At 55.1% G+C, this 25,022-nt stretch carries 27 protein-coding genes and 2 tRNA genes; 13 read left to right on the top strand and 16 right to left on the bottom strand.

Annotated features, from left to right (window positions below; genetic code table 11):
• Positions 1-20: 20 nt before the first annotated feature.
• On the top strand, positions 21-428 hold the full coding sequence (gene gloA, locus ACQG2Q_RS10225) for a lactoylglutathione lyase (protein ID WP_022647898.1): 408 nt from the start codon (positions 21-23) through the stop codon (positions 426-428).
• Positions 429-524: 96 nt separating this feature from the next.
• Complete coding sequence (gene rnt, locus ACQG2Q_RS10220; protein ID WP_003857625.1) at positions 525-1,184, top strand: ribonuclease T; 660 nt, start codon at positions 525-527, stop codon at positions 1,182-1,184.
• A 78-nt stretch (positions 1,185-1,262) separates the two neighbouring features.
• Here rnt and grxD read toward each other — a convergent pair whose 3' ends face one another.
• Positions 1,263-1,610: a monothiol glutaredoxin 4 gene (gene grxD, locus ACQG2Q_RS10215; RefSeq protein WP_003832760.1), complete on the bottom strand. Its 348-nt coding sequence runs from the start codon at positions 1,608-1,610 to the stop codon at positions 1,263-1,265.
• 338 nt (positions 1,611-1,948) lie between these two features.
• Here grxD and ACQG2Q_RS10210 point away from each other — a divergent pair, with 338 nt between their 5' ends.
• Positions 1,949-2,707, top strand: coding sequence for a C40 family peptidase (locus ACQG2Q_RS10210; protein WP_023299947.1), 759 nt, complete (start codon positions 1,949-1,951; stop codon positions 2,705-2,707).
• 122 nt (positions 2,708-2,829) lie between these two features.
• Positions 2,830-3,411 carry a superoxide dismutase [Fe] gene (gene sodB, locus ACQG2Q_RS10205; protein WP_063849286.1) on the top strand — a complete coding sequence of 194 codons (582 nt, stop codon included), beginning with the start codon at positions 2,830-2,832 and terminating at the stop codon, positions 3,409-3,411.
• A 37-nt stretch (positions 3,412-3,448) separates the two neighbouring features.
• Here the strand turns inward: sodB and ACQG2Q_RS10200 are convergent, their stop codons facing one another.
• On the bottom strand, positions 3,449-4,615 hold the full coding sequence (locus ACQG2Q_RS10200) for an MFS transporter (RefSeq protein WP_022647896.1): 1,167 nt from the start codon (positions 4,613-4,615) through the stop codon (positions 3,449-3,451).
• A 160-nt stretch (positions 4,616-4,775) separates the two neighbouring features.
• The gene (locus ACQG2Q_RS10195) at positions 4,776-4,865 is read right to left on the bottom strand and encodes a YnhF family membrane protein (protein ID WP_003857632.1); all 90 of its coding nucleotides are present in this window, start codon (positions 4,863-4,865) and stop codon (positions 4,776-4,778) included.
• Between the two features lie 297 nt (positions 4,866-5,162).
• Here ACQG2Q_RS10195 and purR point away from each other — a divergent pair, with 297 nt between their 5' ends.
• Positions 5,163-6,188, top strand: coding sequence for an HTH-type transcriptional repressor PurR (gene purR, locus ACQG2Q_RS10190; protein ID WP_006809011.1), 1,026 nt, complete (start codon positions 5,163-5,165; stop codon positions 6,186-6,188).
• Positions 6,189-6,205: 17 nt separating this feature from the next.
• Here the strand turns inward: purR and punR are convergent, their stop codons facing one another.
• Positions 6,206-7,117 carry a DNA-binding transcriptional activator PunR gene (gene punR / locus ACQG2Q_RS10185; RefSeq protein WP_022647895.1) on the bottom strand — a complete coding sequence of 304 codons (912 nt, stop codon included), beginning with the start codon at positions 7,115-7,117 and terminating at the stop codon, positions 6,206-6,208.
• 113 nt (positions 7,118-7,230) lie between these two features.
• Here punR and punC point away from each other — a divergent pair, with 113 nt between their 5' ends.
• A complete protein-coding gene (gene punC, locus ACQG2Q_RS10180) occupies positions 7,231-8,430 on the top strand; it encodes a purine nucleoside transporter PunC (RefSeq protein ID WP_063849288.1) in 1,200 nt (399 codons plus the stop codon).
• 298 nt (positions 8,431-8,728) lie between these two features.
• On the top strand, positions 8,729-9,877 hold the full coding sequence (gene cfa, locus ACQG2Q_RS10175) for a cyclopropane fatty acyl phospholipid synthase (RefSeq protein ID WP_022647893.1): 1,149 nt from the start codon (positions 8,729-8,731) through the stop codon (positions 9,875-9,877).
• Between the two features lie 30 nt (positions 9,878-9,907).
• Here cfa and ACQG2Q_RS10170 read toward each other — a convergent pair whose 3' ends face one another.
• Positions 9,908-10,549: a riboflavin synthase gene (locus ACQG2Q_RS10170; RefSeq protein WP_022647892.1), complete on the bottom strand. Its 642-nt coding sequence runs from the start codon at positions 10,547-10,549 to the stop codon at positions 9,908-9,910.
• Between the two features lie 225 nt (positions 10,550-10,774).
• Between ACQG2Q_RS10170 and mdtK the strand changes: the two genes are divergently transcribed.
• The 4 genes from mdtK to ACQG2Q_RS10150 all read left to right on the top strand — a co-directional run bounded on the left by mdtK (position 10,775) and on the right by ACQG2Q_RS10150 (position 14,177).
• Positions 10,775-12,148, top strand: a complete 1,374-nt coding sequence (gene mdtK, locus ACQG2Q_RS10165) for an MdtK family multidrug efflux MATE transporter (protein WP_032622176.1) — start codon at positions 10,775-10,777, stop codon at positions 12,146-12,148.
• A 153-nt stretch (positions 12,149-12,301) separates the two neighbouring features.
• Positions 12,302-12,378, top strand: a tRNA-Val gene (locus ACQG2Q_RS10160).
• A 4-nt stretch (positions 12,379-12,382) separates the two neighbouring features.
• A tRNA-Val gene (locus tag ACQG2Q_RS10155) sits at positions 12,383-12,459 on the top strand.
• 122 nt (positions 12,460-12,581) lie between these two features.
• Positions 12,582-14,177, top strand: a complete 1,596-nt coding sequence (locus ACQG2Q_RS10150; RefSeq protein WP_063849289.1) for an FAD-NAD(P)-binding protein — start codon at positions 12,582-12,584, stop codon at positions 14,175-14,177.
• A 28-nt stretch (positions 14,178-14,205) separates the two neighbouring features.
• On the opposite strand, the gene ACQG2Q_RS10145 is transcribed toward ACQG2Q_RS10150, so the two are convergent.
• Both ACQG2Q_RS10145 and ACQG2Q_RS10140 read right to left on the bottom strand, forming a co-directional pair.
• A complete protein-coding gene (locus ACQG2Q_RS10145) occupies positions 14,206-14,841 on the bottom strand; it encodes a carbonic anhydrase (RefSeq protein ID WP_022647889.1) in 636 nt (211 codons plus the stop codon).
• Between the two features lie 72 nt (positions 14,842-14,913).
• Positions 14,914-15,696 carry a hypothetical protein gene (locus tag ACQG2Q_RS10140; protein ID WP_063849290.1) on the bottom strand — a complete coding sequence of 261 codons (783 nt, stop codon included), beginning with the start codon at positions 15,694-15,696 and terminating at the stop codon, positions 14,914-14,916.
• 125 nt (positions 15,697-15,821) lie between these two features.
• On the opposite strand from ACQG2Q_RS10140, the gene ACQG2Q_RS10135 reads away from it, so the two are divergent.
• Positions 15,822-15,962 carry a hypothetical protein gene (locus tag ACQG2Q_RS10135; protein WP_003857665.1) on the top strand — a complete coding sequence of 47 codons (141 nt, stop codon included), beginning with the start codon at positions 15,822-15,824 and terminating at the stop codon, positions 15,960-15,962.
• Between the two features lie 38 nt (positions 15,963-16,000).
• On the opposite strand, the gene ACQG2Q_RS10130 is transcribed toward ACQG2Q_RS10135, so the two are convergent.
• From ACQG2Q_RS10130 to ACQG2Q_RS10090, 9 genes are all read right to left on the bottom strand, one after another.
• Entirely contained in the window at positions 16,001-16,480 is a 480-nt protein-coding gene (locus tag ACQG2Q_RS10130) for a GlcG/HbpS family heme-binding protein (protein WP_022647887.1), read from the bottom strand.
• Positions 16,481-16,569: 89 nt separating this feature from the next.
• Positions 16,570-17,181 (bottom strand): response regulator transcription factor, encoded by a 612-nt coding sequence (locus tag ACQG2Q_RS10125; RefSeq protein ID WP_022647886.1) that lies wholly within the window; start codon positions 17,179-17,181, stop codon positions 16,570-16,572.
• On the bottom strand, positions 17,174-18,484 hold the full coding sequence (locus ACQG2Q_RS10120; protein WP_233156115.1) for a sensor histidine kinase: 1,311 nt from the start codon (positions 18,482-18,484) through the stop codon (positions 17,174-17,176). Before ACQG2Q_RS10120 ends, ACQG2Q_RS10125 begins: the two co-directional genes overlap by 8 nt.
• A 92-nt stretch (positions 18,485-18,576) precedes the next feature.
• A complete protein-coding gene (locus ACQG2Q_RS10115) occupies positions 18,577-19,983 on the bottom strand; it encodes a DUF1996 domain-containing protein (RefSeq protein WP_063150601.1) in 1,407 nt (468 codons plus the stop codon).
• Between the two features lie 144 nt (positions 19,984-20,127).
• Complete coding sequence (locus ACQG2Q_RS10110) at positions 20,128-20,295, bottom strand: hypothetical protein (RefSeq protein WP_022647883.1); 168 nt, start codon at positions 20,293-20,295, stop codon at positions 20,128-20,130.
• A gap of 117 nt (positions 20,296-20,412) precedes the next feature.
• On the bottom strand, positions 20,413-20,622 hold the full coding sequence (gene fumD / locus ACQG2Q_RS10105; RefSeq protein ID WP_003857676.1) for a fumarate hydratase FumD: 210 nt from the start codon (positions 20,620-20,622) through the stop codon (positions 20,413-20,415).
• Positions 20,623-20,730: 108 nt separating this feature from the next.
• Positions 20,731-21,543, bottom strand: a complete 813-nt coding sequence (locus ACQG2Q_RS10100; protein WP_003857677.1) for a MetQ/NlpA family ABC transporter substrate-binding protein — start codon at positions 21,541-21,543, stop codon at positions 20,731-20,733.
• Between the two features lie 23 nt (positions 21,544-21,566).
• On the bottom strand, positions 21,567-22,235 hold the full coding sequence (locus ACQG2Q_RS10095; protein ID WP_017384621.1) for a methionine ABC transporter permease: 669 nt from the start codon (positions 22,233-22,235) through the stop codon (positions 21,567-21,569).
• Complete coding sequence (locus ACQG2Q_RS10090) at positions 22,228-23,250, bottom strand: methionine ABC transporter ATP-binding protein (protein ID WP_063849292.1); 1,023 nt, start codon at positions 23,248-23,250, stop codon at positions 22,228-22,230. The genes ACQG2Q_RS10095 and ACQG2Q_RS10090 overlap by 8 nt, the downstream gene beginning before the upstream one ends.
• Positions 23,251-23,650: 400 nt before the next feature.
• On the opposite strand from ACQG2Q_RS10090, the gene ACQG2Q_RS10085 reads away from it, so the two are divergent.
• Positions 23,651-25,021, top strand: coding sequence for a pyridoxal-phosphate dependent enzyme (locus tag ACQG2Q_RS10085; RefSeq protein WP_063849293.1), 1,371 nt, complete (start codon positions 23,651-23,653; stop codon positions 25,019-25,021).
• The last annotated feature ends 1 nt before the right edge of the window (position 25,022 follow it).

Here is a 25,022-nt window from a genome sequence, read left to right as displayed (position 1 = left end):
CACTGGTTAATGAGGAAATTATGCGCCTACTTCACACCATGCTGCGCGTTGGCGACCTGCAACGTTCCATCGATTTCTACACTAACGTTCTGGGCATGAAGCTGCTGCGCACCAGCGAAAATCCGGAATATAAATACTCTCTGGCGTTTGTCGGTTACGGCCCGGAATCTGAAGAAGCGGTCATCGAGCTGACCTACAACTGGGGCGTGGACAGCTACGAGCTGGGTACGGCTTACGGCCACATCGCGCTGGAAGTGGATAATGCGGCTGAAGCCTGCGAACGTATCCGCAGCAATGGCGGTAACGTCACCCGTGAAGCCGGTCCGGTTAAAGGTGGCACCACCGTGATTGCGTTTGTTGAAGATCCGGACGGGTATAAAATCGAACTGATCGAAGCTAAAGACGCTGGTCGCGGTCTGGGCAATTGATCCCGCAGGGCGCACTATGCGCCCGTTGTTTTGCTGCATCCCCTCTCAAAATTTGCCATAATGCGCACTGCTTTTTCCCCCTTGTAAGAGACCCTGATGTCCGATAACGCTCAATTTACCGGTCTGTGCGACCGTTTTCGTGGTTTTTATCCCGTTGTCATTGATGTAGAAACAGCCGGATTTAACGCTAAAACCGATGCGCTGCTTGAAATTGCCGCCATCACGCTGAAGATGGATGAACAGGGCTGGCTTGTACCGGACACCACGCTGCATTTCCACGTTGAACCCTTTGAAGGGGCAAACTTACAGCCAGAGGCGCTGGCCTTTAACGGTATCGATCCGACAAACCCGCTGCGCGGGGCGGTAAGCGAATATGAGGCGCTGCACGCCATTTTCAAAATGGTGCGCAAAGGCATGAAAGAGAATGACTGTAGCCGCGCCATCATGGTGGCCCACAACGCTACGTTCGATCACAGCTTCACCATGGCTGCCGCCGAGCGCGCCTCGCTAAAACGTAATCCATTCCATCCGTTTGTGACCTTCGACACCGCCGCGCTGAGCGGCCTGGCGCTGGGGCAAACCGTGCTCTCTAAAGCCTGCATCACGGCGGGTATTGCGTTTGACGGCACTCAGGCGCATTCCGCGTTATACGATACCGAGCGTACGGCGGAGCTGTTCTGTGAGATCGTCAACCGCTGGAAACGTCTGGGTGGCTGGCCGCTGCCGATGGGCGACGAGGCCGATCTTCAATCGTAGACTGGGTAATCAACAGCCCCACAGGACAAAAAAAAGCGACCAACATAATGTGGTCGCTTTTTTATATCCGCAGAAACCTTATTCTGCGTCCGGCTCTTCGGTTTTATACTTCGCCGCAGTCTCTTTGATCAGCTGTTGCAGTTCGCCGCGCTGATACATTTCAATCAGAATATCACAGCCGCCAACCAGTTCACCGTCAACCCACAGCTGTGGGAAGGTCGGCCAGTTTGCGTATTTTGGCAGCTCAGCGCGGATGTCCGGGTTTTGCAGGATATCAACGTAAGCAAAACGCTCACCACAGGCGGACAGCGCCTGAACCGCTTGCGCGGAGAAGCCGCAGCTTGGCAGCTTCGGAGAACCTTTCATGTACAGGAGAATCGGGTTTTCAGCGATCTGGCGCTGAATTTTTTCAATAGTGGTGCTCATGTCTTGCTTCCTTTAACTTCTGTTACGGCATCAGTCTGACATTGTAGCGGGTCAGGCCGACATCGGAAAATAACATTTTTGTCACGTCTCATTATTTTATCCGCTATCGCGTAAAGTTGCATTGATAATGACGTTTAAGGCTGCGCGCCGTGCGGTTTTGCTTAAGGAGCGAACAAGAGTGCGACAGAATGGTGAATTTTTTTGCACTTGCTAACGAAACACATTTTTTGAATGAAAAATGCTATTAACTTATTCCGATTTTATGGATTAGAATCGACTGGTTTTGTAAATCTCATGCGGGTATGTATTTTGGCTCGCACTTATCAGGGGACTGCCCAGTGGCGCGGATAACTAAAATCTCGATGACGCTCTGTGCTTTACTGTTTACCACACTCTCATTTACGCCAGCGGCGAACGCCTCCGAACAGGCGCGGCATTCTGCTGTACAAAAAACGCATCTGGCAAAAACCACAGAACGTAAGAAAAAAACCACCAGCAAAACAGTAAAGAAGAAAACCACCGCTCACACCAAAAAGACCGCCTCCAGTAAAACCAAAACTCTCCGTTCCGGCACGCACAAAACCACTCGCACGACCGCCAGCCTGGTGAATGATAAATGCACCGTGCGCAAAGGCCATAAAACGAAATGCGCAAAAGTGACGAAGCTGGCTGACGTGCATAAAGCGCGTATGCAGAAAGCGCAAAAAACGGCGATGAATAAACTGATGGGGCAAATAGGTAAACCATATCGCTGGGGTGGCACCTCTCCGCGCACCGGTTTTGACTGTAGTGGGCTGGTTTATTATGCCTATAAAGATCTGGTGAAGTTTCGCATTCCACGCACCGCCAATGAGATGTACCATCTGCGCGACGCCGCGCCTGTAAACCGTGGCGAACTGCAAAATGGCGACCTGGTGTTCTTCCGCACCCAGGGACGCGGCACGGCCGATCACGTTGGGGTGTATGTGGGTAACGGTAAATTTATCCAGTCACCGCGCAGCGGTCAGGACATTCAGATCACCTCCCTCAGCGAAGATTATTGGGTGCGCCACTATGTGGGTGCGCGCCGAGTGATGACGCCAAAAACCATTCGCTAGACCCTGCCCTGCCGCCTCCGTGGCGGGGTAAGTTCCTCTTTTGCATACCCTTTCAATTTGCTATTCTGTCCTTGTTGTCTGTAGGGTTATTGGCAACGTATAAAACTATAAGGAGAGTAGCAATGTCGTTCGAATTACCTGCACTACCGTATGCAAAAGACGCCCTGGCTCCGCACATTTCTGCGGAAACCCTGGAGTACCATTACGGCAAGCATCACCAGACCTATGTCACCAACCTGAATAACCTGATCAAGGGCACCGATTTTGAAGGCAAAACGCTGGAAGAGATTGTGCGCAGTTCAGACGGTGGCGTATTCAACAACGCCGCCCAGGTGTGGAACCACACCTTCTACTGGCACTGCCTGGCTCCAAATGCAGGCGGAGAACCTACCGGTGAGCTGGCCGCAGCGATTAACGCCGCGTTCGGCAGTTTCGCGGATTTCAAAGCGAAATTTACTGACGCAGCCGTTAAAAACTTTGGCTCCGGCTGGACCTGGCTGGTAAAAGAGGCTGATGGCAAACTGGCTATCGTTTCCACTTCTAATGCGGGTACCCCTCTGACCACCAGCGCAACGCCGCTGATGACCGTGGACGTATGGGAACACGCCTATTACATTGATTACCGTAATGCGCGCCCGAACTACCTGGAACATTTCTGGGCACTGGTTAACTGGGGATTTGTTGCGAAGAACTTCGCCGCATAAGGGACACGCAGAAGGGGCAACCCTTCTGCGTTTTTATTTATTCCGCCGTACACACCGCTTCTGGCTGTTTACGCCCGGACATCAACACCAGCAGCAAGCCGAGTGCGGCAATGATCGCCCCCATCACCGGCACAAAGCTGTAACCCAAACCACCCGAAATCACCGCCCCACCCGCTGCGGCTCCCAGGGCATTGCCGAGGTTAAATGCACCGATATTCACTGACGAAGAAAGCCCCGGTGCTTCGTGCGCAACGCGCATTACGCGCATCTGCAACGGTGGCACCACGGCAAAGGTTGCGGCGCCCCACACCACCATGGCAATCGCGGCACCCACTTCGTTACGTGCCAGCCACGGGATCGCCACCATGATGACAATGAGCAGCGTTAAAAAACCTTTCAGCGTCCCGCTGACGGAGCGGTCTGCAAATTTCCCGCCGAGATAGTTGCCAATCGAGAACCCGACACCAATCAGCACCAGCATCGCGGTAACAAAGAGTGGCGTTGCGTGGGTTATGTCGTGCAGCACCGGGGAGATATAGGTGTAGAGCGTAAACATCGCCCCTGCCCCCAGCACCGTGGTGAGCAGCGCGGACAACACCTGAGGACGCATCAGCACCGCCAGCTCTTTACGTACTTCCGGACGCTCACCGGCACTCCCTTTGGGCAGCGAGAAGAACAGCGCGACCATCGCGACCACGCCCAGTCCGGCGGTTGCTAGGAAAGACATACGCCAGCCGATGGCTTCTCCCAGCCAGGTGGCAGCGGGAACGCCGCCGATATTAGCGATGGTGAGGCCCATAAACATAGTGGCTACCGCGCTGGCCTGCTTATGTTTTGGCACTACGCTTGCGGCAACAACCGAGCCCAGCCCGAAGAAAGCGCCGTGGTTCAGGCTGGTCAGAATACGGGAAAGCATCAGCGTGGTGTAATCCGGCGAAATCGCGGAAAGCACATTTCCGAGAGTAAAAATTGCCATCAGGAAAATCAGCGCATTGCGTCGCGCGCGGTGCGAAAGCAGCAGCGTCATCAGCGGTGCGCCCACCATCACGCCGATCGCATAGGCGCTAATCAACATACCGGCCGCAGGGATAGAGACGTCCACACCCCGGGCGATAACAGGCAATAACCCCATCGGGGAGAATTCAGTGGTGCCAATCCCAAAGGCGCCAATCGCCAGGGCCAGCAGGGGAAAATTGATTTTCATGAAAAGACTCCGGATACCGTGCCGTTACCCGGCACAGACTAAGAAGGCAAAAGCATGACATCAATCACAAAAAATGAGAAGTTAACATTTTGGCAAAAGATTTTTGCCGGAGAGGTAACAATAGCGGCAAGGGAGGGAGAAGACTCTCCCTCCACCTAAATCAGTGCAGCGCAGCGGTTAAACCACCCGCAACAATCAGGGCAAGAACAACAATGGTGGTAAACAGCGAAAACTTCAGATCGGTACTCATCAATTTTTCTCCTTTTATTCACCCTACGAAAAGTGAGCTTGCTCATTTTTACACAGTTCAGGTCAAAAATCTTCCAGGATTTAAACGGATATCCACTTTACCTCTTCCCCTTTTCATCAAGATAGGACAAAATTCCACGCTAAATTTATTAGCGTACCGGCCACTGACCCCCTCCTGACGTCCTGTGTCGTTTTCCCGGCGTGTCGCAACTCATGTTTGCGTAATAAGGGTGAGAGAAGGCAAACGTTTACCTTCATTTTTTTCAGGAGCTTAGGATATGGTCTGGAGTGACATTTAATGGCAACAATTAAAGACGTAGCAAAACGCGCAAACGTTTCCACTACAACCGTATCACATGTTATTAACAAAACGCGTTTCGTCGCAGAAGAGACGCGTAATGCCGTTTGGGCAGCAATCAAAGAACTGCACTACTCGCCAAGTGCGGTCGCCCGTAGCCTGAAGGTTAATCACACCAAATCGATTGGCCTGCTGGCCACCAGCAGTGAAGCGGCTTACTTTGCTGAAATCATCGAAGCCGTTGAAAAAAACTGCTTTCAGAAAGGCTATACCCTGATTCTGGGCAACGCGTGGAACAACATTGAAAAACAGCGCGCTTACCTGTCGATGATGGCGCAAAAGCGCGTCGACGGCCTGCTGGTCATGTGTTCTGAATACCCTGAGTCGGTGCTTTCCATGCTGGAAGAGTATCGCCACATTCCGATGGTAGTGATGGACTGGGGCGAGGCGCGCGCAGACTTCACCGACTCTGTTATTGATAACGCTTTTGAAGGCGGCTACATGGCCGGGCGTTATCTGGTAGAACGCGGGCATCGTGAAATTGGCGTGATCCCGGGCCCGCTGGAGCGTAACACCGGTGCTGGCCGTCTGGCCGGTTTCATGAAAGCGATGGAAGAGGCGCTGATTACCGTGCCAGAAAACTGGATTGTCCAGGGCGATTTCGAGCCGGAGTCGGGCTATCGCGCTATGCAGCAGATCGTCTCCCAGCCGCATCGCCCTACCGCTGTATTCTGCGGCGGCGATATCATGGCAATGGGCGCGCTCTGCGCGGCGGATGAACTCGGCCTGCGCGTTCCGCAGGACATCTCGGTGATCGGCTATGATAACGTTCGCAACGCCCGTTTCTTTACCCCGGCGCTGACCACCATTCACCAGCCGAAAGATTCGCTGGGTGAAACGGCCTTCAATATGCTGATGGACAGGATCGTCAACAAGCGAGAACAGTCCCAGTCCATTGAGGTCCACCCGCGCCTGATTGAACGCCGTTCCGTTGCCGACGGTCCGTTCCGCGACTACCGACGTTAATCTCTTTACGGGGCCAGCTACGCTGGTCCCCGCAACCACTCCCGGTTCAGCGTTTCGCTGTCTCCCAGATAATCCAGCAGCCAGGCCATGGCGGGCGAGACGTCGTTTTGCTGCCACGTCAGACAGCATGCAGCATCCGGGAAAGGATTTTCCAGCGTCAGAGCCACCCACTCTCCCGCGTCGATGCGCGGGCGCGCAAAATGCACCGGCACCATGCCAACGCACAGCCCCGCGCTCAGACAGGTGGCTGACGACTCCCAGTCCGGCGCAACCACGCGGCGCTGATTATCCAGCAGCCAGGTAATGCGCTTGGGCAGCGAGCGGGAGGTATCTTCCAGCACCAGCGAGGGCCAGTTGCGTAAGGTGTCATCACTCAGCGGCCCGTCCAGCGCCGCCAGCGGGTGATCGCGCGCGACCACGCAGGTCCAGCTCAGCATGCCCATGTCGCGGAACGCGTAGCGCCCGCCAACCGGGATCGCCTGGGTTGCACCAATCGCCATCTCCGCCCTGCCGTCCGCCAGCGCATCCCATACGCCGTTGAACACTTCCTGCGACACACGCAGTTCGACGTCGGAAAAATGACGATAGAAATCGACGATCATCTGCCGGGTCCGTTCCGGCTTAACAATGTTATCCACCGCGATAGCGAGATGCCCGCGCCAGCCGTTGGCGATCTGCTGGCACTGCTCACGGGTGATCTGCATTTTTTTGATAACAGACCGACCTTCCTTCAAAAACCACGCGCCGGCAGGCGTGAGCTCCACGTCGCGATGACGCCGCTCGAACAGCGGGACTGCCAGCCACGCTTCCAGCTGGCGCACCGTATAGCTGATAGCCGAGGGAACGCGGTGCAACTCCTGGGCGGCACCAGTAAAGCTGCCGTTACGCGCCACGGCATCAACCACTTCAAGGGAATAATCTGACCACATCTTTAGCCTGCAAATTTTTTGAATGCACCCACCAAATATTAGCGTTTCACAAGCCGCTTTGCACTCCCTACACTCTGCGCCAACGTACACCTGCCTCCTCAGGAGAAAAAACAGTGCAACCCAGGAAAGGATTTTTAGTCTGGCTCGGCGGCTTAAGCGTGCTGGGCTTTTTGGCGACCGATATGTATCTGCCCGCCTTCGCCGCGATGCAGGAAGATTTGCAAACCCCTGCCGCCGCCATCAGCGCCAGTTTGAGTTTGTTCCTCGCCGGCTTTGCTTTTGCGCAACTACTCTGGGGACCGCTCTCTGATCGTTTTGGCCGTAAGCCCGTCCTGTTGCTGGGACTGGCGATTTTTGCCGTAGGCTGTCTGGGCATGCTGTGGGTCCGCGATGCCGCCTGGTTACTGGTGTTGCGCTTTATTCAGGCGGTCGGCGTCTGTGCCGCAGCGGTCACCTGGCAGGCGCTGGTGACCGATTACTACCCCGCCTCACGCACTAACCGCATTTTCGCCACCATCATGCCGCTGGTCGGCCTGTCTCCGGCGCTCGCTCCGCTGCTGGGCAGCTGGATCCTGGCGCATTTCGACTGGCAGGCCATTTTCGCCACGCTCTTTGCGATCACGCTGGTCCTGATGCTGCCCGCGTTCGGGCTTAAACCTGCGCATAAAAAAGAGACGCATCCGGACGCGAAGCCCATCACCTTTACCTCTTTACTGCGGGCGAAAGCCTATCGCGGTAACGTGCTGATTTATGCCGCCTGCTCTGCCAGCTTCTTTGCCTGGCTTACCGGTTCACCGTTCATTCTGCATGACATGGGCTACAGCCCGGCGGCTATCGGCCTGAGCTATGTACCACAGACCATCGCCTTCCTGGTGGGTGGCTATGGCTGTCGCGCCGCGCTGCAAAAATGGGAAGGCCAGCAGATGCTGCCCTGGCTGCTGGTGCTGTATGCGCTAAGCGTGATTGCGACCTGGGCTGTCGGCTTTATTCCCGGCGCCGGGCTTGCAGAAATTTTGATTCCGTTCTGCGTCATGGCGATCGCTAACGGGGCCATTTACCCTATCGTTGTAGCCCAGGCGCTGCGTCCATTCCCGCAGGCGACAGGCCGCGCTGCCGCGCTGCAAAATACCCTGCAACTTGGCCTGTGCTTCCTGGCAAGTCTCGTGGTCTCTGCGTTGATTGCAACCCCGCTGCTCACCACCACCAGCGTGATGCTGGTCACCGTTGTGCTGGCAGGATTGGGTTATCGCATGCAGTCCTCCGCCCATCGCGAGCAGAGTGAAAACGCGCAGACAGAAACGTCGCACGCCTGATTACGCGGGAAACTATGTTAAAAACCAGTGATTAGGTTGCTAACAATTTTCTGTTGAATCACCAAATTTTGCGGCCTATACTGAATTTGGTTCGATTAAATACGATAAATATTAAGTGTTAACGGGAGCCGGAGCGCTCCCGTTTTACCATGGAAGGCATTTCGGCAAGGGTTATCTCCCTTCCTCTGTTCTACGTCGGATATTAGCCTCGCGGGCATTTACCGTGAGATTTCTCACAAACCAAAAAAGCGTCTACGCTGTTTTAAGGTTCTGATCACAGCAAGGTGATGGAGAAGCTATGAGTTCATCGTGTATAGAAGAAGTCAGCGTTCCGGACGATAACTGGTCCCGGATCGTCAGTGAACTGTTGGGACGTGCGGGCATTACGATTAATGGCTCATCCCCCTCCGATCCCCAGATTAAACATCCCGATTTTTTCAAACGCGTGTTACAGGAGGGATCGTTAGGGCTGGGTGAAAGCTATATGGACGGCTGGTGGGAGTGTGAGCGGCTGGATATGTTCTTCTCCAGCGTTTTACGCGCCGGTCTTGAAAATCAGCTCCCTCGTCATTTCAAAGATACGTTACGTATCGCCTCCGCCCGCCTGTTCAATCTGCAAAGTAAAAAGCGCGCGTGGATCGTCGGTAAAGAGCATTATGACCTGGGCAACGACCTGTTCAGCCGTATGCTTGACCCGTTAATGCAGTACTCCTGCGGATACTGGAAAAAAGCGACAACCCTGGAAGAGGCGCAGCAGGATAAGCTACAACTGATTTGCGATAAGTTGCAGTTGCAGCCCGGCATGCGCGTGCTGGACATCGGCTGTGGTTGGGGCGGCCTTGCCTGGTTTATGGCGAAACATTACGGTGTCAGCGTAGTCGGCGTCACGATTTCAGCTGAACAGCAGAAGATGGCACAGGAACGCTGTCTGGGTCTGGATGTCGATATTCGGCTTCAGGATTACCGCGACCTGAATGAGCAGTTCGATCGGATTGTTTCCGTGGGTATGTTCGAGCACGTGGGGCCAAAGAACTACAAGACTTATTTCGACGTCGCCGACCATAACCTGAAGCCTGACGGAATTTTCCTGCTACACACCATCGGCTCTAAACGCACCGATAACAATGTGGATCCCTGGATCAACAAATATATCTTCCCGAATGGTTGTTTACCCTCTGTTCGCCAGATTGCGAACGCCAGCGAACCGCATTTTATTGTGGAAGACTGGCATAACTTCGGCGCAGATTACGACACCACGCTGATGGCCTGGCATGAACGTTTCCAGGCTGCATGGCCTGAAATCGCCGACAACTATTCGGAACGATTCAAACGGATGTTTAGCTATTATCTGAATGCCTGCGCGGGTGCGTTCCGCGCGCGGGATATACAGCTGTGGCAGGTGGTGTTTAGTCGTGGGATTGAGCACGGCCTGCGCGTGGCCCGCTGAAAAATAACCCCGGGTAACCGGGGTTATTTTTTATTCTTCTTCCACGGCCTTTATTATCGCCGCCTCTTTCGCCGCCAGCACGCGCTCAACGGTATCCACGACCGCCTGGGTCTGCGGATCAATTTCGATATTTACGCGCTGCCCCAGTTTTTTTGCGCCAAGCGTAGTACGTTGCAGCGTTTCAGGAATTAAATGCACGCAAAAACGCGTTGGCGTCACTTCACCGACGGTCAGACTAATCCCATCGATGCCAATAAATCCTTTATAAAGGATGTATTTCATTAATGACGGATCCTGCACCTTAAACCAGATTTGACGGTTATTTTCCGAGGTCACGATTTTCGCCACTTCTGCGGTGGTCATAATATGGCCCGACATCAGATGCCCGCCAATCTCATCGCTGAATTTCGCCGCGCGTTCAACGTTGACGGTATCCCCCACCACCAGCTCACCCAGGTTAGTGATGCGCAGCGTCTCTTTCATTAAATCAAAGCTTATCTGGTTACCGTTAATTTCGGTCACCGTCAGGCAGCAGCCGTTATGCGCTATCGACGCCCCGGTTTCAATGCCGTCGAGCATATATTCAGGCAGCTCAACTACGTGAGTGCGGAAATTCGGTTTTTCATCAATGGACACCACTTTGGCAGTGCCCTGCACAATACCAGTAAACATGCTTACAGCTCCTGTTCATTCCGAACGGCGATGACACCGTATAATCCCACCACAATAACAGTTGAAAAAACAGGTTGCCAGTGATGCGCAATTTCTGGCGATTTTTTCACTAGATAATTAGTTAAACCCCGCTACAATAGCTGGCATCCCTCTGTTTTTTCTTCTTGCTGCCAGTAACGGCGGCCTTTTTAGTCTCTCAAATAACTACAATACAAAGGTGTTCACGTGCAGAAGTATATGATCGAAGCGCGTCAGTTATTGGCACTGGCCATACCGGTGATCGTCGCGCAGGTAGCCCAAACCGCAATGGGATTTGTGGATACGGTAATGGCCGGTGGTTACAGCGCCACCGATATGGCCGCCGTGGCGATCGGAACCTCAATCTGGCTCCCGGCCATTCTGTTTGGTCACGGCCTGCTGCTGGCGCTGACGCCCGTTATCGCGCAGCTTAACGGCTCCGGTCGACGCGACCGCGTAGCCCATCAGGTGCGCCAGGGCTTCTGGCTGGCCGGGGGGGTCTCCGTCCTGATTATGATCGTCCTGTGGAACGCCGGGTATATTATTCGCGCCATGCATAATATCGACCCGGCGCTGGCAGATAAAGCAGTCGGTTATCTGCGCGCCTTGCTCTGGGGCGCGCCCGGTTATCTCTTCTTCCAGGTGGCTCGTAACCAGTGTGAAGGGCTGGCAAAAACCAAGCCGGGCATGGTGATGGGCTTTATCGGCTTGCTGGTGAACATTCCCGTGAACTACATCTTCATCTACGGTCATTTTGGCATGCCGGAACTCGGCGGCGTGGGTTGTGGCGTGGCGACGGCTGCGGTGTACTGGGTGATGTTCGGCTGTATGCTCACCTACGTTAAACATGCGCGATCCATGCGCGACATTCGTAACGACACCGCCTTTAGCACGCCTGACTGGTCGATGATGAGCCGCCTTACCCAACTGGGTCTGCCCATTGCGCTGGCGCTGTTCTTTGAAGTGACGCTATTTGCCGTTGTCGCCCTGCTGGTCTCGCCGTTAGGGATTATTGACGTGGCAGGCCACCAGATCGCCCTGAACTTCAGCTCTTTGATGTTCGTCCTGCCGATGTCCCTGGCTGCTGCGGTGACGATTCGCGTGGGCTTCCGTCTGGGGCAAGGCTCGACGCTGGATGCGCAAACGGCAGCCCGCACCGGGCTGGGCGTCGGCGTCTGCATGGCAGTCTGTACCGCGCTCTTTACCGTGCTGTTGCGTGAGCAAATTGCCCTGCTCTATAACGACAACCCGGAAGTAGTGACCCTGGCCTCGCATTTGATGCTGCTGGCGGCCATTTACCAGATCTCTGACTCCATCCAGGTAATTGGCAGCGGCGTGCTGCGTGGGTATAAAGATACGCGTTCCATCTTCTTTATCACCTTTATCGCTTACTGGGTTCTGGGCCTGCCGAGTGGGTATATTCTGGCGCTCACGGATCTGGTGGTGGATCGCATGGGGCCAGCCGGATTCTGGATGGGCTTTATCATCGGCTTAACGTCTGCAGCCATTATGATGATGCTGCGCATGCGCTTCCTGCAACGTCAGTCGTCTGCGGTAATTTTGCAACGCGCTGCGCGTTAATGACACAGTAGCCGCCGGCTGGCGGCTACTTTCTCTTCACTTTGCGCGGTAATGAAGCAATCGCGTGAAATCAGAGAGAAAAATGCATTTTCCCTCTTGCCACCTTGGGGCTGTGCCGCTAATATTCGTCCCCGTTGTCACCGACAACACAATGCGTTCATAGCTCAGTTGGTTAGAGCACCACCTTGACATGGTGGGGGTCGTTGGTTCGAGTCCAATTGAACGCACCATTCTGCGTCCGTAGCTCAGTTGGTTAGAGCACCACCTTGACATGGTGGGGGTCGGTGGTTCGAGTCCACTCGGACGCACCATTTCAGTCCTGAAATGGTGCAAAAATCCTCTTCTGAACGTCTTAATTTTTCCCTTCATTGAATGACTTAACCTTTCTCCTGCTACGCTTGTTGTATGGTTCAGAAACGCAGGAACGCTTTCGATGAAAAAAATCGCCATTATCGGCTCAGGCCCAACAGGGATTTACACCTTTTACTCACTTCTTAACAACGCAGCACCGCTGTCGATCACCGTGTTCGAAAAAGCAGACCAACCCGGCGTAGGGATGCCCTACAGCGACGAGGATAACTCCCGGCTGATGCTGGCGAATATCGCCAGTATCGAAATCCCGCCCATTTTTATCACCTACCTCGACTGGCTCAAACAGCAGAGTGAAGCCCATCTTGCCCGCTATAACGTCGACAAAGACAGACTGAATGACCGGCAGTTTCTGCCGCGTATTCTGCTGGGTGAATATTTTCACGACCGCTTTCTCGCCGTCGTTGCCGAGGCGAAAAAGGCTGGGTTTCATATCGAGGTTCACCCCAACGCAGAAGTCACTGATATTAAGGCTGATGCAGACGGCGTGGCCCTGTCAGTGAACGATGCCCCTTTCTCAAGGCGGTTTGATCTTGCAGTGGTCGCCACCGGTCACGTCTGGCCTGATGAAGATGAATCCACCCGCGACTATTTCCCAAGCCCATGGTCGGGGCTGATGGACGCGGATATCCGAGCCTGTGAGGTGGGGATTATGGGTACCTCCCTCAGCGGACTGGACGCTGCTATGGCGGTAGTAATGCAGCATGGTCGGTTTAGCGGGGAGCAGTTCGTTGTCAATAAAGGTAGTGAGGGGCTAAACATCACGCTGATGTCCCGCTCGGGCGTTCTTCCGGAGGCCGACTTTTACTGCCCTATCCCTTATGAACCGCTGTCGGTGTTAACGGAGTCTGTGGCAGAAAGCGAAATTGCCAAAGGCCCTGACGGGCTGCTTGACCGCATCTTTGCACTGATGGTGAAAGAGCTTGAGCTGGCCGATCCGCGCTGGTGCCAGGCGATAACGATCGGCACGCTGAATGCTGACACGCTTCGTGATGTCTGGTTTGAGGATCGTAAAAAGCATGGTCCTTTCACCTGGGCCGAAGCGAATCTGAAAGAAGTGGAGCGCAACAAGTGCGAGAAACGCACCGTTGCCTGGCGCTATACCGTGCTTCGTCTGCATGAAGTAGTTCAGGCCATTGTCCCTTCACTCAATGAACGTGACAGAGAACGGTTTAAATCCGGGCTGGAGCGTGTGTTTATTGATAACTATGCCGCCATTCCACCGCAGTCTATCCGCCGGTTACTGGCACTGCGCGAGGTAGGGATCATTAGCGTAGTCGCACTCGGTGATGATTACGCCCTGGATATCGGCAGCGATCAGACCGTCATCACCACGAAAGAAAAGCGTTATCGCTTCGACGTCTTTATCGATGCCCGCGGGCAGAAACCGCTCAAAAATAAGGATATTCCCTTCCCGACGCTGCGCAAACAGCTTGAGGAAACGGGGGATGAAATACCGGACGTGGGGGAAGACTACACGTTGCTGTCACCTGCGTCTCTGCGCGGACGTATCGCTTTTGGGGCGATCCCCTGGCTGATGCACGATCATCCGTTTGTTCAGGGTTTGTCTGAGTGCGCTGAAATTGGTAAAGCGATGGCGAAAGCGGCGGGGAATCCTGCGTCGGGCGTGCGACGAAAATTACCTTTCATGGAGTTTTAACAGGGCTTCCCTGCCCTGCGGTGTCGGATTACTCGAAGAAGACTTCCGGGTTTTCCGACAACGACACGAAGGATTTAGTGTTCTTGTCCAGGGCAAGGATTTTGCCGCTTTCAATATCATACACCCAGCCGTGCAGGCGAATGGCGTTGTTGCGCAGGCCTACCGCCACCGACGGATGGGTCTTGATGTTGCTCAGCTGAGCAAAGACGTTCTCCTGCACCATCGCATTCACTTTATCGATTGGCTGATCCCAGGTTTTCTTCTCAACCACCGCTTTTGCCGCATCAGAATAGCGCAGCCAGTGGGAAACGGCTGGCATCGGCTCCAGATCGGCGTTGTCAGCAATCGCCTTCATCGCGCCGCAGTTGGAGTGGCCGCAAATAACAATATCGGTCACGCCGAGGGCCACTACCGCGTATTCAATGGTCGCAGAGACACCGCCAGGCTCCGGCCCGAACGGTGGCACAATGTTGCCCGCGTTTCGAATGACAAAGAGCTGTCCTGGCTCCTGCTGCGTGACCAGTTCCGGAACCAGACGGCTGTCGGAGCAGGAGATAAACAGCGCTTTGGGATTCTGACTGGACGCTAAACTACGAAAAAGCTCTTTACGTTGCGGGAAAATCTCTTTTTGAAAGCTGAGAAAACCTTCAATGATATGTTGCATAGCCATTTCTCTTTTATCTGTTTTAGTTTAGGTATGATCGCGATCACACTCGTAAAATTTAACCACCGTGCCTTAGCGGAGACAAGCAATATATTTCTGGCCCGACCGCTGCACAATCTCATCTGCGTTCGCCGGGATGTTTTGCCCTTCAAAGGCCCCGTACAGTCGCTGGTACGTTTTCCCGGTCAGTCGACCGATCACCGCCTCAACGGTGCGGGCAGGCAGCGGCAGCATATTCGGATAACTCCACATAAACGACACGGCGTCCTTACCAGGCGTAACCTGCAAAATATCACCGGCCAGCAGCACGCCGTCGCCTGACTGCCAGTGCAGCACCGTGCCGCCTGCAAAATGCCCGCCCAGACGCAGCAGCGTCACCGACGGCAAAATCTCCAGGGCGTCCTCCTCCCAGAAGCGTATCGCCGGACTGTCACGCATCACCCACTGCCGATCGCTGGCGTGCAGGTAGATCGGCGCGTTAAACGCGGCGGCCCACTCCTGCATGGTGGTGTAGTAATGTGGGTGCGAAATCGCGATCGCGCTGATGCCCCCGAGCGCGTCAACTAACGCTCTGGTCGCCGGATCGAGGTTGGCGATGCAGTCCCACAGAACATTGCCCTGCGGCGTACTCAGCAGAAGCGCCCGCTGGTTGATGGCAAAAGCGGGAACGGTTTTGATGCTGAACAGCTGCGGCTCCAGCTGTTGCCATTTGTTGGTGTGCGTGGTCGTAAGGCTGTCGAAGTCCGTCCATGCCTGGCCCGTCACCGGGACATACTGGCGCTCATCGTCGCAAATCGGGCAGTTTTTGGGCTGTTCATCGTAAGCGGTACCGCAGGTTTTACAGAGTGTAATCATCGGCTTTCCTCAGCAATAAAGCACTGAGTATGGCAGGGATTATCCATATGTGCTGAGGGGTGCCTGGCCCGCTTTTTTTGACTTATACTGTGCCAGTATCAAAAACTGAATAACGCAGGTGGCACATGGAAATTGATCTCGATAACTTAGTCTTTAACGGGCTGGATGAAGCAGAAGAGCGCAACGCGGAACGTCTCGACGATGCGGATAAAAAAGCCCAGGCGATTGTCGCCGATGACGACTGCGGCGATGCCTGCAAGATCTGAATACAGAGCACCGGCCATGCCGGTGCTTTTTTTATGAATTACTGTCCGGCCCCGTTAATGGCCGCCTGGGCACAGGCTTCATCAAGATGACCGCCCGGCGCACCGCCGATGCCAATCGCCCCAATCACCTCATCGCCCTCTTTTACCGGTAAACCACCCGCCAGCAGCAGGAAGCCGGGAACATCACGCATATTCTGCGCGCCCGCGTTAGTCTGTGCAGCTTCCATTACCTTGCCTGACGCGTTTTTCGTACTCAGCGCGGTATATGCCTTCATTTCGCTGGCTTTTACCGTATGTGGACCAGCGTTATCCGTGCGCTGCACCGCCTTAACAACCCCTGCGCGGTCAACCACGGTCACCGTAACCTGATAGTTCTTTGCCATACAGGCCTTAACAGCAGACGTTGCCAGCGCGTTAGCCTGTGCCAGAGAGAGGCTTTTCTGATTCAGCGCATCCGCCCGTGCAGCCAGGCTTACGCTACCTGCAACCAGTGCTGCCACCATCAATACTTTTTTCATTGCACTTCCTCGAGTGTTGGGAGACAACCCGAGATTACTGAAGCGCGCGTTTACGCGTAATTCGGTTGATTACGCACTCCACCTGGTAGTTATACGGATTGCAATTTGTCATAATCCCGGCTCGCCTGAACCAGGCTGCTGACGCCAAGCTTGGCAAACGCCGCCGCGCGGTGCGCTTCCACGGTCCTCGGGGAGAGGTTAAGACGCGCAGCCGCCTCTTTGTTGCTGCATCCTTCCATCAGCACGGTCAACACCTCGTGCTCCCGCGCGGTTAGCTGTTCGAATCGCGCTTTAATCCGCGAGATATCCTGCCAGGCGGCAGATCGCCGCAGGCTCTCTTCGAAAGCCATGCCAACCGTTTCGATAAGCCTGTCGGCATCCAGGGGTTTGGTGAAGAACTCAAACACGCCGTTGCGAAACGCGCGACGGCAGGCGTCGACCGTTCCGTGCCCGGTCATGATAACGACTGGCAGCAGCGGCCAGGGCCATTCACCCTCCTCCAGCCAGGCAAGCCCGCTCTTGCCCGGCATGCGCATATCCAGAAGCAGACAGCCGACAAGCGCCGTTTCGCCGCCGTGCGCCAGCGTAAAGGCATCTACGCTCTCGAATGCCTTAACCTGCCAGCCCATTCCGGAGAGTAAAAACGTCAATGATTCCCTGATGGACTCATCGTCATCAATGAGCCAGACCACCTTATCCATGCTTTGTCTCCTTACCTTCTGCGAGCTGCAACCGGATCTGCGCCCCACCCTGCGGGGCGTTGCCCAGGGCAATCGAGCCGGTCATGCGGGTTATTAGCGTTTCGGTTAACGTCATCCCCAGCCCCGTTCCGCCGGGGCGTCCGCTAAAGAAGGGCATAAAAGCGTTTTGCAGGGCCTCCGGGCTAAATCCCGGCCCGCCGTCAGTAAGCGTGACCAGAATGCCCTTCTCGTTTTTCTGGCTGTCGATTCGCACCCAGCCGTGCGTGCTCTCCTGCTGAGCCTGAATCGCATTGCTGAGCAGGTTGTGCAGTATCTGCTCCAGCCAGAGCCTGTCTGCCAGCACGGTCGTGGCGTCCGCTGCAAACGCGTGGATGACCGCGATACGGTTCGATTTGCGCTCGTGCTCCAGCAGGCTCTCAACCTGCTGCCAGCACTGCACCAGATCGGTTTCGCGCAGAGTCACCTTCTCCTGTACCACATGCTCGCGAAAGCGCGTCAGCAGGGCGCTGATGCGTTGCGTTTGCAGCAGCGCGGCCGCAAGCGCCTGCGGCACGGCCTGCGGATTAGCCTCGAGCTGTCGCTGCGCCCCCTGGATCCAGGTTTGCACGGCGGTAAGAGGCTGGTTAATTTCATGGACAATGCCCGCGGTGATCTCCCCCAGCGTGTTAAGCCTGGCATGCTGATAATAGCGGGCGCGCTGCTCGGCCTGCTGCCGCTGTTTGCGCTGCCAGAGCACGCTTCCCACGCCCGCAATCGCTACCCCCCACGTCAGAAAGAGCAGCAGGTAAGGCAGCAGGGAAACGCTGAACCAGTCAGGCTCTGCCTCGGCTGTAAGAACGAAGGGCTGGGTATGCTGCGGGAAAGCGCGCTGCCAGCGCCAGAAAGCGCCGGAGGATGGCGGACCATCGCCGTTCGTGACGTTAAGATGCAGCTGCGCAAAGCTCTGGCGCGCGGGAATCAGCGCGCTTAGGTCGACCAGCACGCGTATCTGCCGCCAGGGATTATATAACCAGTACTGCACCCCGCGAAACGGCTCCACACGCGGGGCGTCCAGCGCACGCCCCGCGGTTTTTTCCAGGGCCAGGACAGAAGGAAACTTTTTGCGTAACGCGGTAATATCTTCATCGCCGCTCAGAAGCGGAAGCACCGATTCGTTTTGCGTCAGCACCGCGCCGATCACCGAATAGCGTGCCGTAAACTCGCGATCGCGCTCCCAGTACTGGCGACGTATCTGTTCCGCATAAAGCAGCATACCGCTTATCAGGCAGACCGCCACCCATGCAGCGATGCTGCGCTTTATCATCTTATTTAAACTCATAGCGTTAACGGGCGCAGTCATTCAGGCTGTCGACATTACCAGTTAACGCTGTTGAGAACAAAAAAACGCGGGCGTTATCAGATCTCCGGCGTTTTGCTAAACCCGGTCAGCATCAGGATCAGGCTTTGTTGAGATGACCCCGTCTCAAACTGATAGTGGTTTCCCTGACGATCGCCGCCGATATACCACGAAATTTCGGTTTTCCCTTCTGCCAGCGCCTTGCGCACCGCTTTATCCACGTCCACCATCCGGTATTCACGGGAGTGGTTCAGGTAAAGCACCGCATCCGAGCGATAGTTGCAGGGCGGCCGTGAATGCCAGCTCACGGTGGCCGGATCCCAGTCGTTACTCGCCGGATAGAAGAAGATTTGATCCGCGCCGTTGGTTTCCACTTTCCCGCCATAAATTCTCACGCGGTATTTAAACTGGGCAGGATCCTGTCCGGCAGGCAGCGGAGGAATGTTGAACTTCACCAGCGACAATGTTTCGCTGTTTTTCGTGCGTCCACCGTTCTTCCAGTTATCCTGCACCAGTAAGACCTGGGGATCGGGTTGTGAAAGTGCGGGTTCCATGCTGCTGAGCCAGACGTTGGCCTTTGCTTTTGAATAACCATACGGCACGGTGGTGCCGCAATCCATTCCGCGGTTCATGCACAGGTCGGTCATAAAGCGCGCGGCATCTTCCGTCCAGCCGTTCATGAAGTCAGCATGCGCCGTATACAGGCTCCCCCATCGCTCTTCACGTTCACTGCCATGCATGGTGGGGTCGAGGGAAAGCTGGACTTTACTGGTATCCAGAGAGCTAATTGTCGGAAGCACGTACGCAATATTCATGTTCACCGTCGGGATCTTCACCGGGAAGGCGGACGGACACTGTCCTTTCGTATCGTAGGTGGCGTTAGCCAGGCCGTGGGCGGGCTTCAGGTTGGCCCCGTCCCAGCAGTTCGGGAACTGAATGCCGATATTAAACTGCACGGCATCCTTCGCCTTGCGTAAACCGCAGACTTCACCCGTTCTGGTGGTGTAGCCCTTGCCGTTGGCGCATAAAAAGGTGATATGTGGATTTGGCGCGGTGCCGTGATGATCGCCCGCCAGCAGCGACAGCCCCGCCGGGAACGGGTGCAGTGGCCAGGCGTCAACGTTCGATGCCTGATAATAGGTTTTTTGATAGGCGGGTTTGACCACCGTTCCGTCCGGTAATTTTAGCGACGGAGCCCAGTAGGCCGAGCTGTCTGCTTTGTTATCGCAGGTGGTCTTTTCCTGGGTACGCAGCGATTCACGGCTGGAGTAAGCATCCGTTTGCACGTTACCAAAAAAATCGTGCAGCATGGCCTCGTTGGGCATGCCGTACATCATAATGGCATCATCGCCGAGGGTATGGGAATAACTGCATACAACATGCGCCTGTGGACCAGCGTGTGCCGCCTGCATGGCAAGCAATAGCACGGTGGCAGAAAGCGCGGGGGTTAATACTGTCCGTTTCATTATCATCTCCATCTGAGAAAGGAGATAGTGGTAACAAAACGGCTATCGTTTACCGAGGATTAGCCAGGGCATTTTTCCCTTCATTCTCACTTTACACGCATCACGCACAGCTCATTCCAGTACATTTCGCGCGTCCGGCGCAGTTCAGCGTGACGTTTTAACATAGAACCACTCCGGGTCGATGTTGGCTACGTCCACGCCATAGAGGCTGGCGACAGGCAGTATTGACTCAAGAACACGTTGCGCGCTGTTCTCCGCATTCGCTGGTCGGGGCGCAAAAAACCGCCGTAACGTGCTTATCCATTTTTTCATCGTCATTACCCTTCTCGCTTAACCTGGACTCAGTTAAACACGCCTTCATCATGAAGAGGAAATAACAATAATGACTGTTGATATGCGGGATCTGAAAAACTCGCGAGACGCTTCGTCCTAACCGGCCAGCGCTTTAACCACCGTTTCCATCGCTTTGGTGGTCAACTCACTGCGCTTAACGCGCTGGTTCGCCAGCGCGGTACGCAGTACCCCGGCAATCACGATATGCTTGGGCTCCTGCCCTAAGTCACGCATCTCCAGAACGACCTTGCCAACCACCCGACACATCTCCTGGTACAGCGCTTCGTCTTTGGTCACATTGCCCATTGCCATCACTCCGTTGCCCTAAACCGTCAGCTTAAATCATTCGTCGGCTGGATACAAAAAAGAAGCCCGGCGTGTTGTTCGCCGGGCTTCGTCTGGAAAATCAGGCGATTAGTTGTTTACCGGGATGACCGCGCCTTTGTATTTGGTGCGGATCCAGTCCTGAATCTCTTTGGAGTGCAGCACGTTCACCAGCGCGACGATATCCTTCTTCTTCTCATCACCGCGATGAACGGTAATGATGTTGGCGTACGGGTTATTCTCACCGCTTTCAACCGCAATTGGATCGTGGACCGGATCCAGACCGGCATCAATTGCGTAGTTGGCGTTGATCACCACCGCAGCACCTTCGTCGTTGTTGTACATCTGCGGCAGCAGAGATGCCTCGACGTTAGGGGTGAATTGCAGCTTTTTCGGGTTCTCCACAATATCGCTGATGCGCGCGGTCACTTTATCGATGCCTGGCTTCAGCTTGATCACGCCCTCTTTTTCGAAGATGGACAGAATACGCCCTTCCTCGGAAACCGCATCACGCATGATGATTTTGCCGCCTTCCGGCAGATCCTTCAGCGATTTGTATTTTTTTGAATAGATACCGATCGGCTCAATGTGGATTGCGCCTGCACTGACAAAATCATAATCCTTATCGCCCGCATGATCTTTAAGCACACTGTTCAGGTAAGGGATGTGCTGGAAATAGTTGGCATCAATGTCATGCCCTGCCAGCGCCGTGTTTGGCAGAATGTAGTCCTGGAACGGTTTAATCTCCAGATCGATCCCCTGCTTCGCCAGAATCGGCTTAGCCTGCTCCAGAATTTCCGCGTGCGGGGTGTTGGACGCCCCCACGGTGAGCGTGTCCGCCCAGGAGGCAAAGCTCAGGGCGCTCAGGGTGGCTGCGGCGATCAGTGTCAGTGTCTTTTTCATGATGTGGTTCCTGTGTGTATTTATTAGCGTTTATCTAACAGTGAAGTAATGGCATCGCCGCAGAACTGGATAATGAACACGATGATCAGAATGGTCACCGTTGCCACCAGCGTGACGTCACCATGGTTGCGCTGGAATCCTTCCAGATAAGCCAGATTTCCCAAACCGCCGGCACCTATCACCCCCGCCATTGCGCTGTAGCTCACCAGCGCAATCAGCGTCACCGTCATACCTGAAACCAGTGCGGGTGAAGATTCCGGCAGTAAAACCCGAAACACTAACGTGCTCAGCCGCGCGCCCATCGAACGCGTGGCTTCAATTACCCCTTTATCCACTTCCCGCAGGGCAATCTCGACCAGACGGGCGTAAAACGGCGCGGCGCCCACAATCAGGGCGGGCAGCGCAGCGTTAGCGCCGAGAATGGTCCCCACAACGGTCTTGGTGAACGGGATCAGCAGAACAATGAGAATGATGAACGGAATCGAGCGGAACACGTTCACCACAATCGACATCACGCTGTAGACCGTGCGGTTGTGGAATAACCCGCCGCGGGCGGTTAAAAACAGCGCCAGACCGAGCGCGATCCCCAGAACAAACGTCGCCACGCCGGAAAGCGCGGTCATGTAGAGCGTCTCCTGGGTTGCAGCCCAAAGCTGATCCCACTTCAGGTGCGGAAAGAGTTCTTCAGCCATGCTTGATTACCTCGCCTTCAATATCGCTTTGCTTCAGGTCGGCGAGGATATTGTTCAGTTGTTCATCCGATGCCACCACGTGCACCCAGAGCTGCCCGAAAACACCGTGGGCGGTTTGCGTCATTTTGCCGTGCAGGATGTTAAACGGCAGGCCGTAGCGCAGGGTCAGTTCACCGACGATAGGCCTGTGCGTGCTGTGCCCGGTGAAGGTGAGCTTGATGACCGCGCCCTCCAGCTCATTTGCCAGTTCGGTATTGAAGGTCTCTTCCTCCGCGTACTGGCTCACCTGGCGGACAAACTGCCGGGTGATCGGCTGCTGAGGATGCGTAAACACGCTCAGCACCTCCCCCTCTTCCACCACCTTGCCGTTCTCCATTACCGCCACGCGGTCGCAGATTTTGCGCACCACGTGCATCTCATGCGTAATGAGTACGATGGTCAGGTTAAAACGACGGTTAATGTCCAGGAGCAGATCGAGGATCTGATCGGTGGTCTGCGGATCCAGCGCCGAGGTGGCTTCGTCACACAGCAGTACGTCCGGATGATTGGCCAGCGCGCGGGCAATGCCCACACGCTGTTTTTGCCCGCCGCTCAGCTGCGACGGGTAGGCATTCTCGCGCCCCTTCAGGCCGACCAGCTCCACCAGCTCGGCAACGCGAGTCTGAATTTGCGCTTTTGGCACACCGGCAATTTGCATTGAAAAGGCGATGTTTTCCTTCACCGTGCGCGACCAGAGCAGATTAAAGTGCTGGAACACCATGCTGATTTTCAGGCGTGCCTGACGCAGCGCTTCTCCCTTCGCGGCGGAGATATCCTGACCGTTAATAGTGACGCTGCCGGCGCTGGGCTTTTCCAGACCGTTCAGCAGACGGATAAGCGTACTTTTCCCGGCCCCGCTGTAACCAATGATCCCGTAAATCTGTCCCTGCTCTATCGTCAAATTGACGTTATCAACGGCTGTCAGCGCCAGCTTCCCGTTGTCAAAAACCTTCGAAATATTACTGAGTACGATCATTCTTATTCGTTATCCGTTACGCATATAGCGGTTTAGCAGTATGGATGTCCAAAAAATAGTAAACAGCCGTTATCAGCTTTTAAATGACCAAAAAAGAATTTCTTATAACGCGGCGGAATAAGCAGCGAACTGGCGGGTGAAAAAGCATTTAGATGAATATCTGCAATAATTATCTGCCCTTTGCATATCAGGTCTCATTCACCCGACGAAATTGGTTAATTTTGCAGCACTATGTACTGATATAGCCATCCTCACATCCGGACAACTCTACGTCTTGCTGTCTTTCCATCCAAAAAAAGAAGTATTATTCCTTTCTGTTCTATAACCCAGTGAAACGTTCTTTAATGAGAAAATTTCGTGGTCCTATCATCCGGTCATCACCTCTTCACAGGACATGACCATGACGCTTTACCACTCCGTCACCGAACTAATTGGCCATACGCCACTCATCCAGCTGCACAAGCTGGATACCGGCCCCTGCTCGCTGTTTCTGAAGCTGGAAAATCAGAATCCAGGCGGCTCGATTAAAGACCGCGTCGCGCTGTCGATGATTAACGAAGCCGAGCGTATGGGGCAGCTACGGCCCGGCGGCACCATTATTGAAGCCACGGCGGGGAACACCGGCCTGGGGCTGGCGTTGATTGCGGCGCAAAAGGGATACTCGCTGATCCTGGTGGTGCCGGACAAAATGAGCCGCGAGAAGATTTTCCACCTGCGCGCGTTAGGAGCGCAGGTCGTGCTGACCCGTTCAGATGTGAATAAAGGGCATCCGGCCTACTACCAGGATTATGCCCGGCGGCTGGCGAACGAACTGCCAGGCGCGTTTTATATCGACCAGTTCAATAACGCGGCCAATCCGCTGGCGCACCGCACCACTACCGCACCGGAACTGTTTGAACAGCTTGACGGCCAGATCGATGCCATCGTCGTCGGCGTGGGGTCCGGCGGTACGCTGGGTGGCTTACAGGCGTGGTTTGCAGAACATTCGCCGCAGACGGAATTTGTGCTTGCCGATCCGGCCGGGTCGGTACTGGCGGACCAGGTTGAGACCGGACGCCATCACGATGCCGGATCGTGGCTGGTTGAAGGGATTGGCGAAGACTTTATCCCTCCGCTGGCGAACATCGAAGGGGTTAACCGCGCCTGGCGCATTACCGATCGCGAGGCGTTCACCACCGCCCGCGATCTGCTAAAAACGGAAGGGATCCTGGCAGGCTCCTCCACCGGCACGCTGCTGGCGGCGGCGCTGAAATATTGCCAGGCGCAGACTACGCCAAAACGTGTGGTCACCTTCGCCTGCGACAGCGGCAATAAATACCTCTCGAAGATGTTCAACGACGACTGGATGCGCCAGCAGGGGCTGATTTCACGTCCGCAGGCAGGCGATCTCTCGGACTTTATTGCCCTGCGCCACGATGAAGGCGCGACGGTGACTGCCGCCCCGGACGACACGCTTTCCACCGTGCTGGCCCGCATGCGCCTGTACGACATCTCCCAGCTGCCGGTGCTCGATAACAACAATGTTGTCGGCATCATCGACGAGTGGGACCTGCTGCGGCACATCGGGGGAGATGCCGATCGCTTCTCTCTCCCCGTGACGGCGGCCATGACGCGTCAGGTCGAATATCTGGATAAGCTGGCCCCGGAGAGCGCCCTGTACACCATCTTTGACCGTGGCCTGGTGGCGATTATTTATGACGAAGACCGCTTTCTGGGTCTGATCACACGCAGTGACGTACTCACCACCTGGCGTAACCGCCTGACGAAATAAA

It is taken from the genome of Enterobacter cloacae complex sp. 370H10 (genome assembly GCF_050031535.1).
GTDB classification, from domain to species: Bacteria; Pseudomonadota; Gammaproteobacteria; order Enterobacterales; family Enterobacteriaceae; genus Enterobacter; species Enterobacter intestinihominis.
The sequence above is the reverse complement of the archived record's forward strand: the minus strand, read 5'-3'. Positions and strand labels throughout refer to the sequence as shown.

What these genes read in the sequence shown, in the direction of transcription:
- gloA (WP_022647898.1), top strand. Translation starts at nt 21, where the DNA reads ATGCGCCTACTTCACACCATGCTGCGCGTTGGCGACCTGCAACGTTCC.
- rnt (WP_003857625.1), top strand. Translation starts at nt 525, where the DNA reads ATGTCCGATAACGCTCAATTTACCGGTCTGTGCGACCGTTTTCGTGGT.
- grxD (WP_003832760.1), bottom strand. Translation starts at nt 1,610, where the DNA reads ATGAGCACCACTATTGAAAAAATTCAGCGCCAGATCGCTGAAAACCCG.
- sodB (WP_063849286.1), top strand. Translation starts at nt 2,830, where the DNA reads ATGTCGTTCGAATTACCTGCACTACCGTATGCAAAAGACGCCCTGGCT.
- ACQG2Q_RS10200 (WP_022647896.1), bottom strand. Translation starts at nt 4,615, where the DNA reads ATGAAAATCAATTTTCCCCTGCTGGCCCTGGCGATTGGCGCCTTTGGG.
- ACQG2Q_RS10195 (WP_003857632.1), bottom strand. Translation starts at nt 4,865, where the DNA reads ATGAGTACCGATCTGAAGTTTTCGCTGTTTACCACCATTGTTGTTCTT.
- purR (WP_006809011.1), top strand. Translation starts at nt 5,163, where the DNA reads ATGGCAACAATTAAAGACGTAGCAAAACGCGCAAACGTTTCCACTACA.
- punR (WP_022647895.1), bottom strand. Translation starts at nt 7,117, where the DNA reads ATGTGGTCAGATTATTCCCTTGAAGTGGTTGATGCCGTGGCGCGTAAC.
- cfa (WP_022647893.1), top strand. Translation starts at nt 8,729, where the DNA reads ATGAGTTCATCGTGTATAGAAGAAGTCAGCGTTCCGGACGATAACTGG.
- ACQG2Q_RS10170 (WP_022647892.1), bottom strand. Translation starts at nt 10,549, where the DNA reads ATGTTTACTGGTATTGTGCAGGGCACTGCCAAAGTGGTGTCCATTGAT.
- ACQG2Q_RS10150 (WP_063849289.1), top strand. Translation starts at nt 12,582, where the DNA reads ATGAAAAAAATCGCCATTATCGGCTCAGGCCCAACAGGGATTTACACC.
- ACQG2Q_RS10145 (WP_022647889.1), bottom strand. Translation starts at nt 14,841, where the DNA reads ATGCAACATATCATTGAAGGTTTTCTCAGCTTTCAAAAAGAGATTTTC.
- ACQG2Q_RS10140 (WP_063849290.1), bottom strand. Translation starts at nt 15,696, where the DNA reads ATGATTACACTCTGTAAAACCTGCGGTACCGCTTACGATGAACAGCCC.
- ACQG2Q_RS10135 (WP_003857665.1), top strand. Translation starts at nt 15,822, where the DNA reads ATGGAAATTGATCTCGATAACTTAGTCTTTAACGGGCTGGATGAAGCA.
- ACQG2Q_RS10130 (WP_022647887.1), bottom strand. Translation starts at nt 16,480, where the DNA reads ATGAAAAAAGTATTGATGGTGGCAGCACTGGTTGCAGGTAGCGTAAGC.
- ACQG2Q_RS10125 (WP_022647886.1), bottom strand. Translation starts at nt 17,181, where the DNA reads ATGGATAAGGTGGTCTGGCTCATTGATGACGATGAGTCCATCAGGGAA.
- ACQG2Q_RS10120 (WP_233156115.1), bottom strand. Translation starts at nt 18,484, where the DNA reads ATGATAAAGCGCAGCATCGCTGCATGGGTGGCGGTCTGCCTGATAAGC.
- ACQG2Q_RS10115 (WP_063150601.1), bottom strand. Translation starts at nt 19,983, where the DNA reads ATGAAACGGACAGTATTAACCCCCGCGCTTTCTGCCACCGTGCTATTG.
- ACQG2Q_RS10110 (WP_022647883.1), bottom strand. Translation starts at nt 20,295, where the DNA reads ATGAAAAAATGGATAAGCACGTTACGGCGGTTTTTTGCGCCCCGACCA.
- fumD (WP_003857676.1), bottom strand. Translation starts at nt 20,622, where the DNA reads ATGGGCAATGTGACCAAAGACGAAGCGCTGTACCAGGAGATGTGTCGG.
- ACQG2Q_RS10100 (WP_003857677.1), bottom strand. Translation starts at nt 21,543, where the DNA reads ATGAAAAAGACACTGACACTGATCGCCGCAGCCACCCTGAGCGCCCTG.
- ACQG2Q_RS10095 (WP_017384621.1), bottom strand. Translation starts at nt 22,235, where the DNA reads ATGGCTGAAGAACTCTTTCCGCACCTGAAGTGGGATCAGCTTTGGGCT.
- ACQG2Q_RS10090 (WP_063849292.1), bottom strand. Translation starts at nt 23,250, where the DNA reads ATGATCGTACTCAGTAATATTTCGAAGGTTTTTGACAACGGGAAGCTG.
- ACQG2Q_RS10085 (WP_063849293.1), top strand. Translation starts at nt 23,651, where the DNA reads ATGACGCTTTACCACTCCGTCACCGAACTAATTGGCCATACGCCACTC.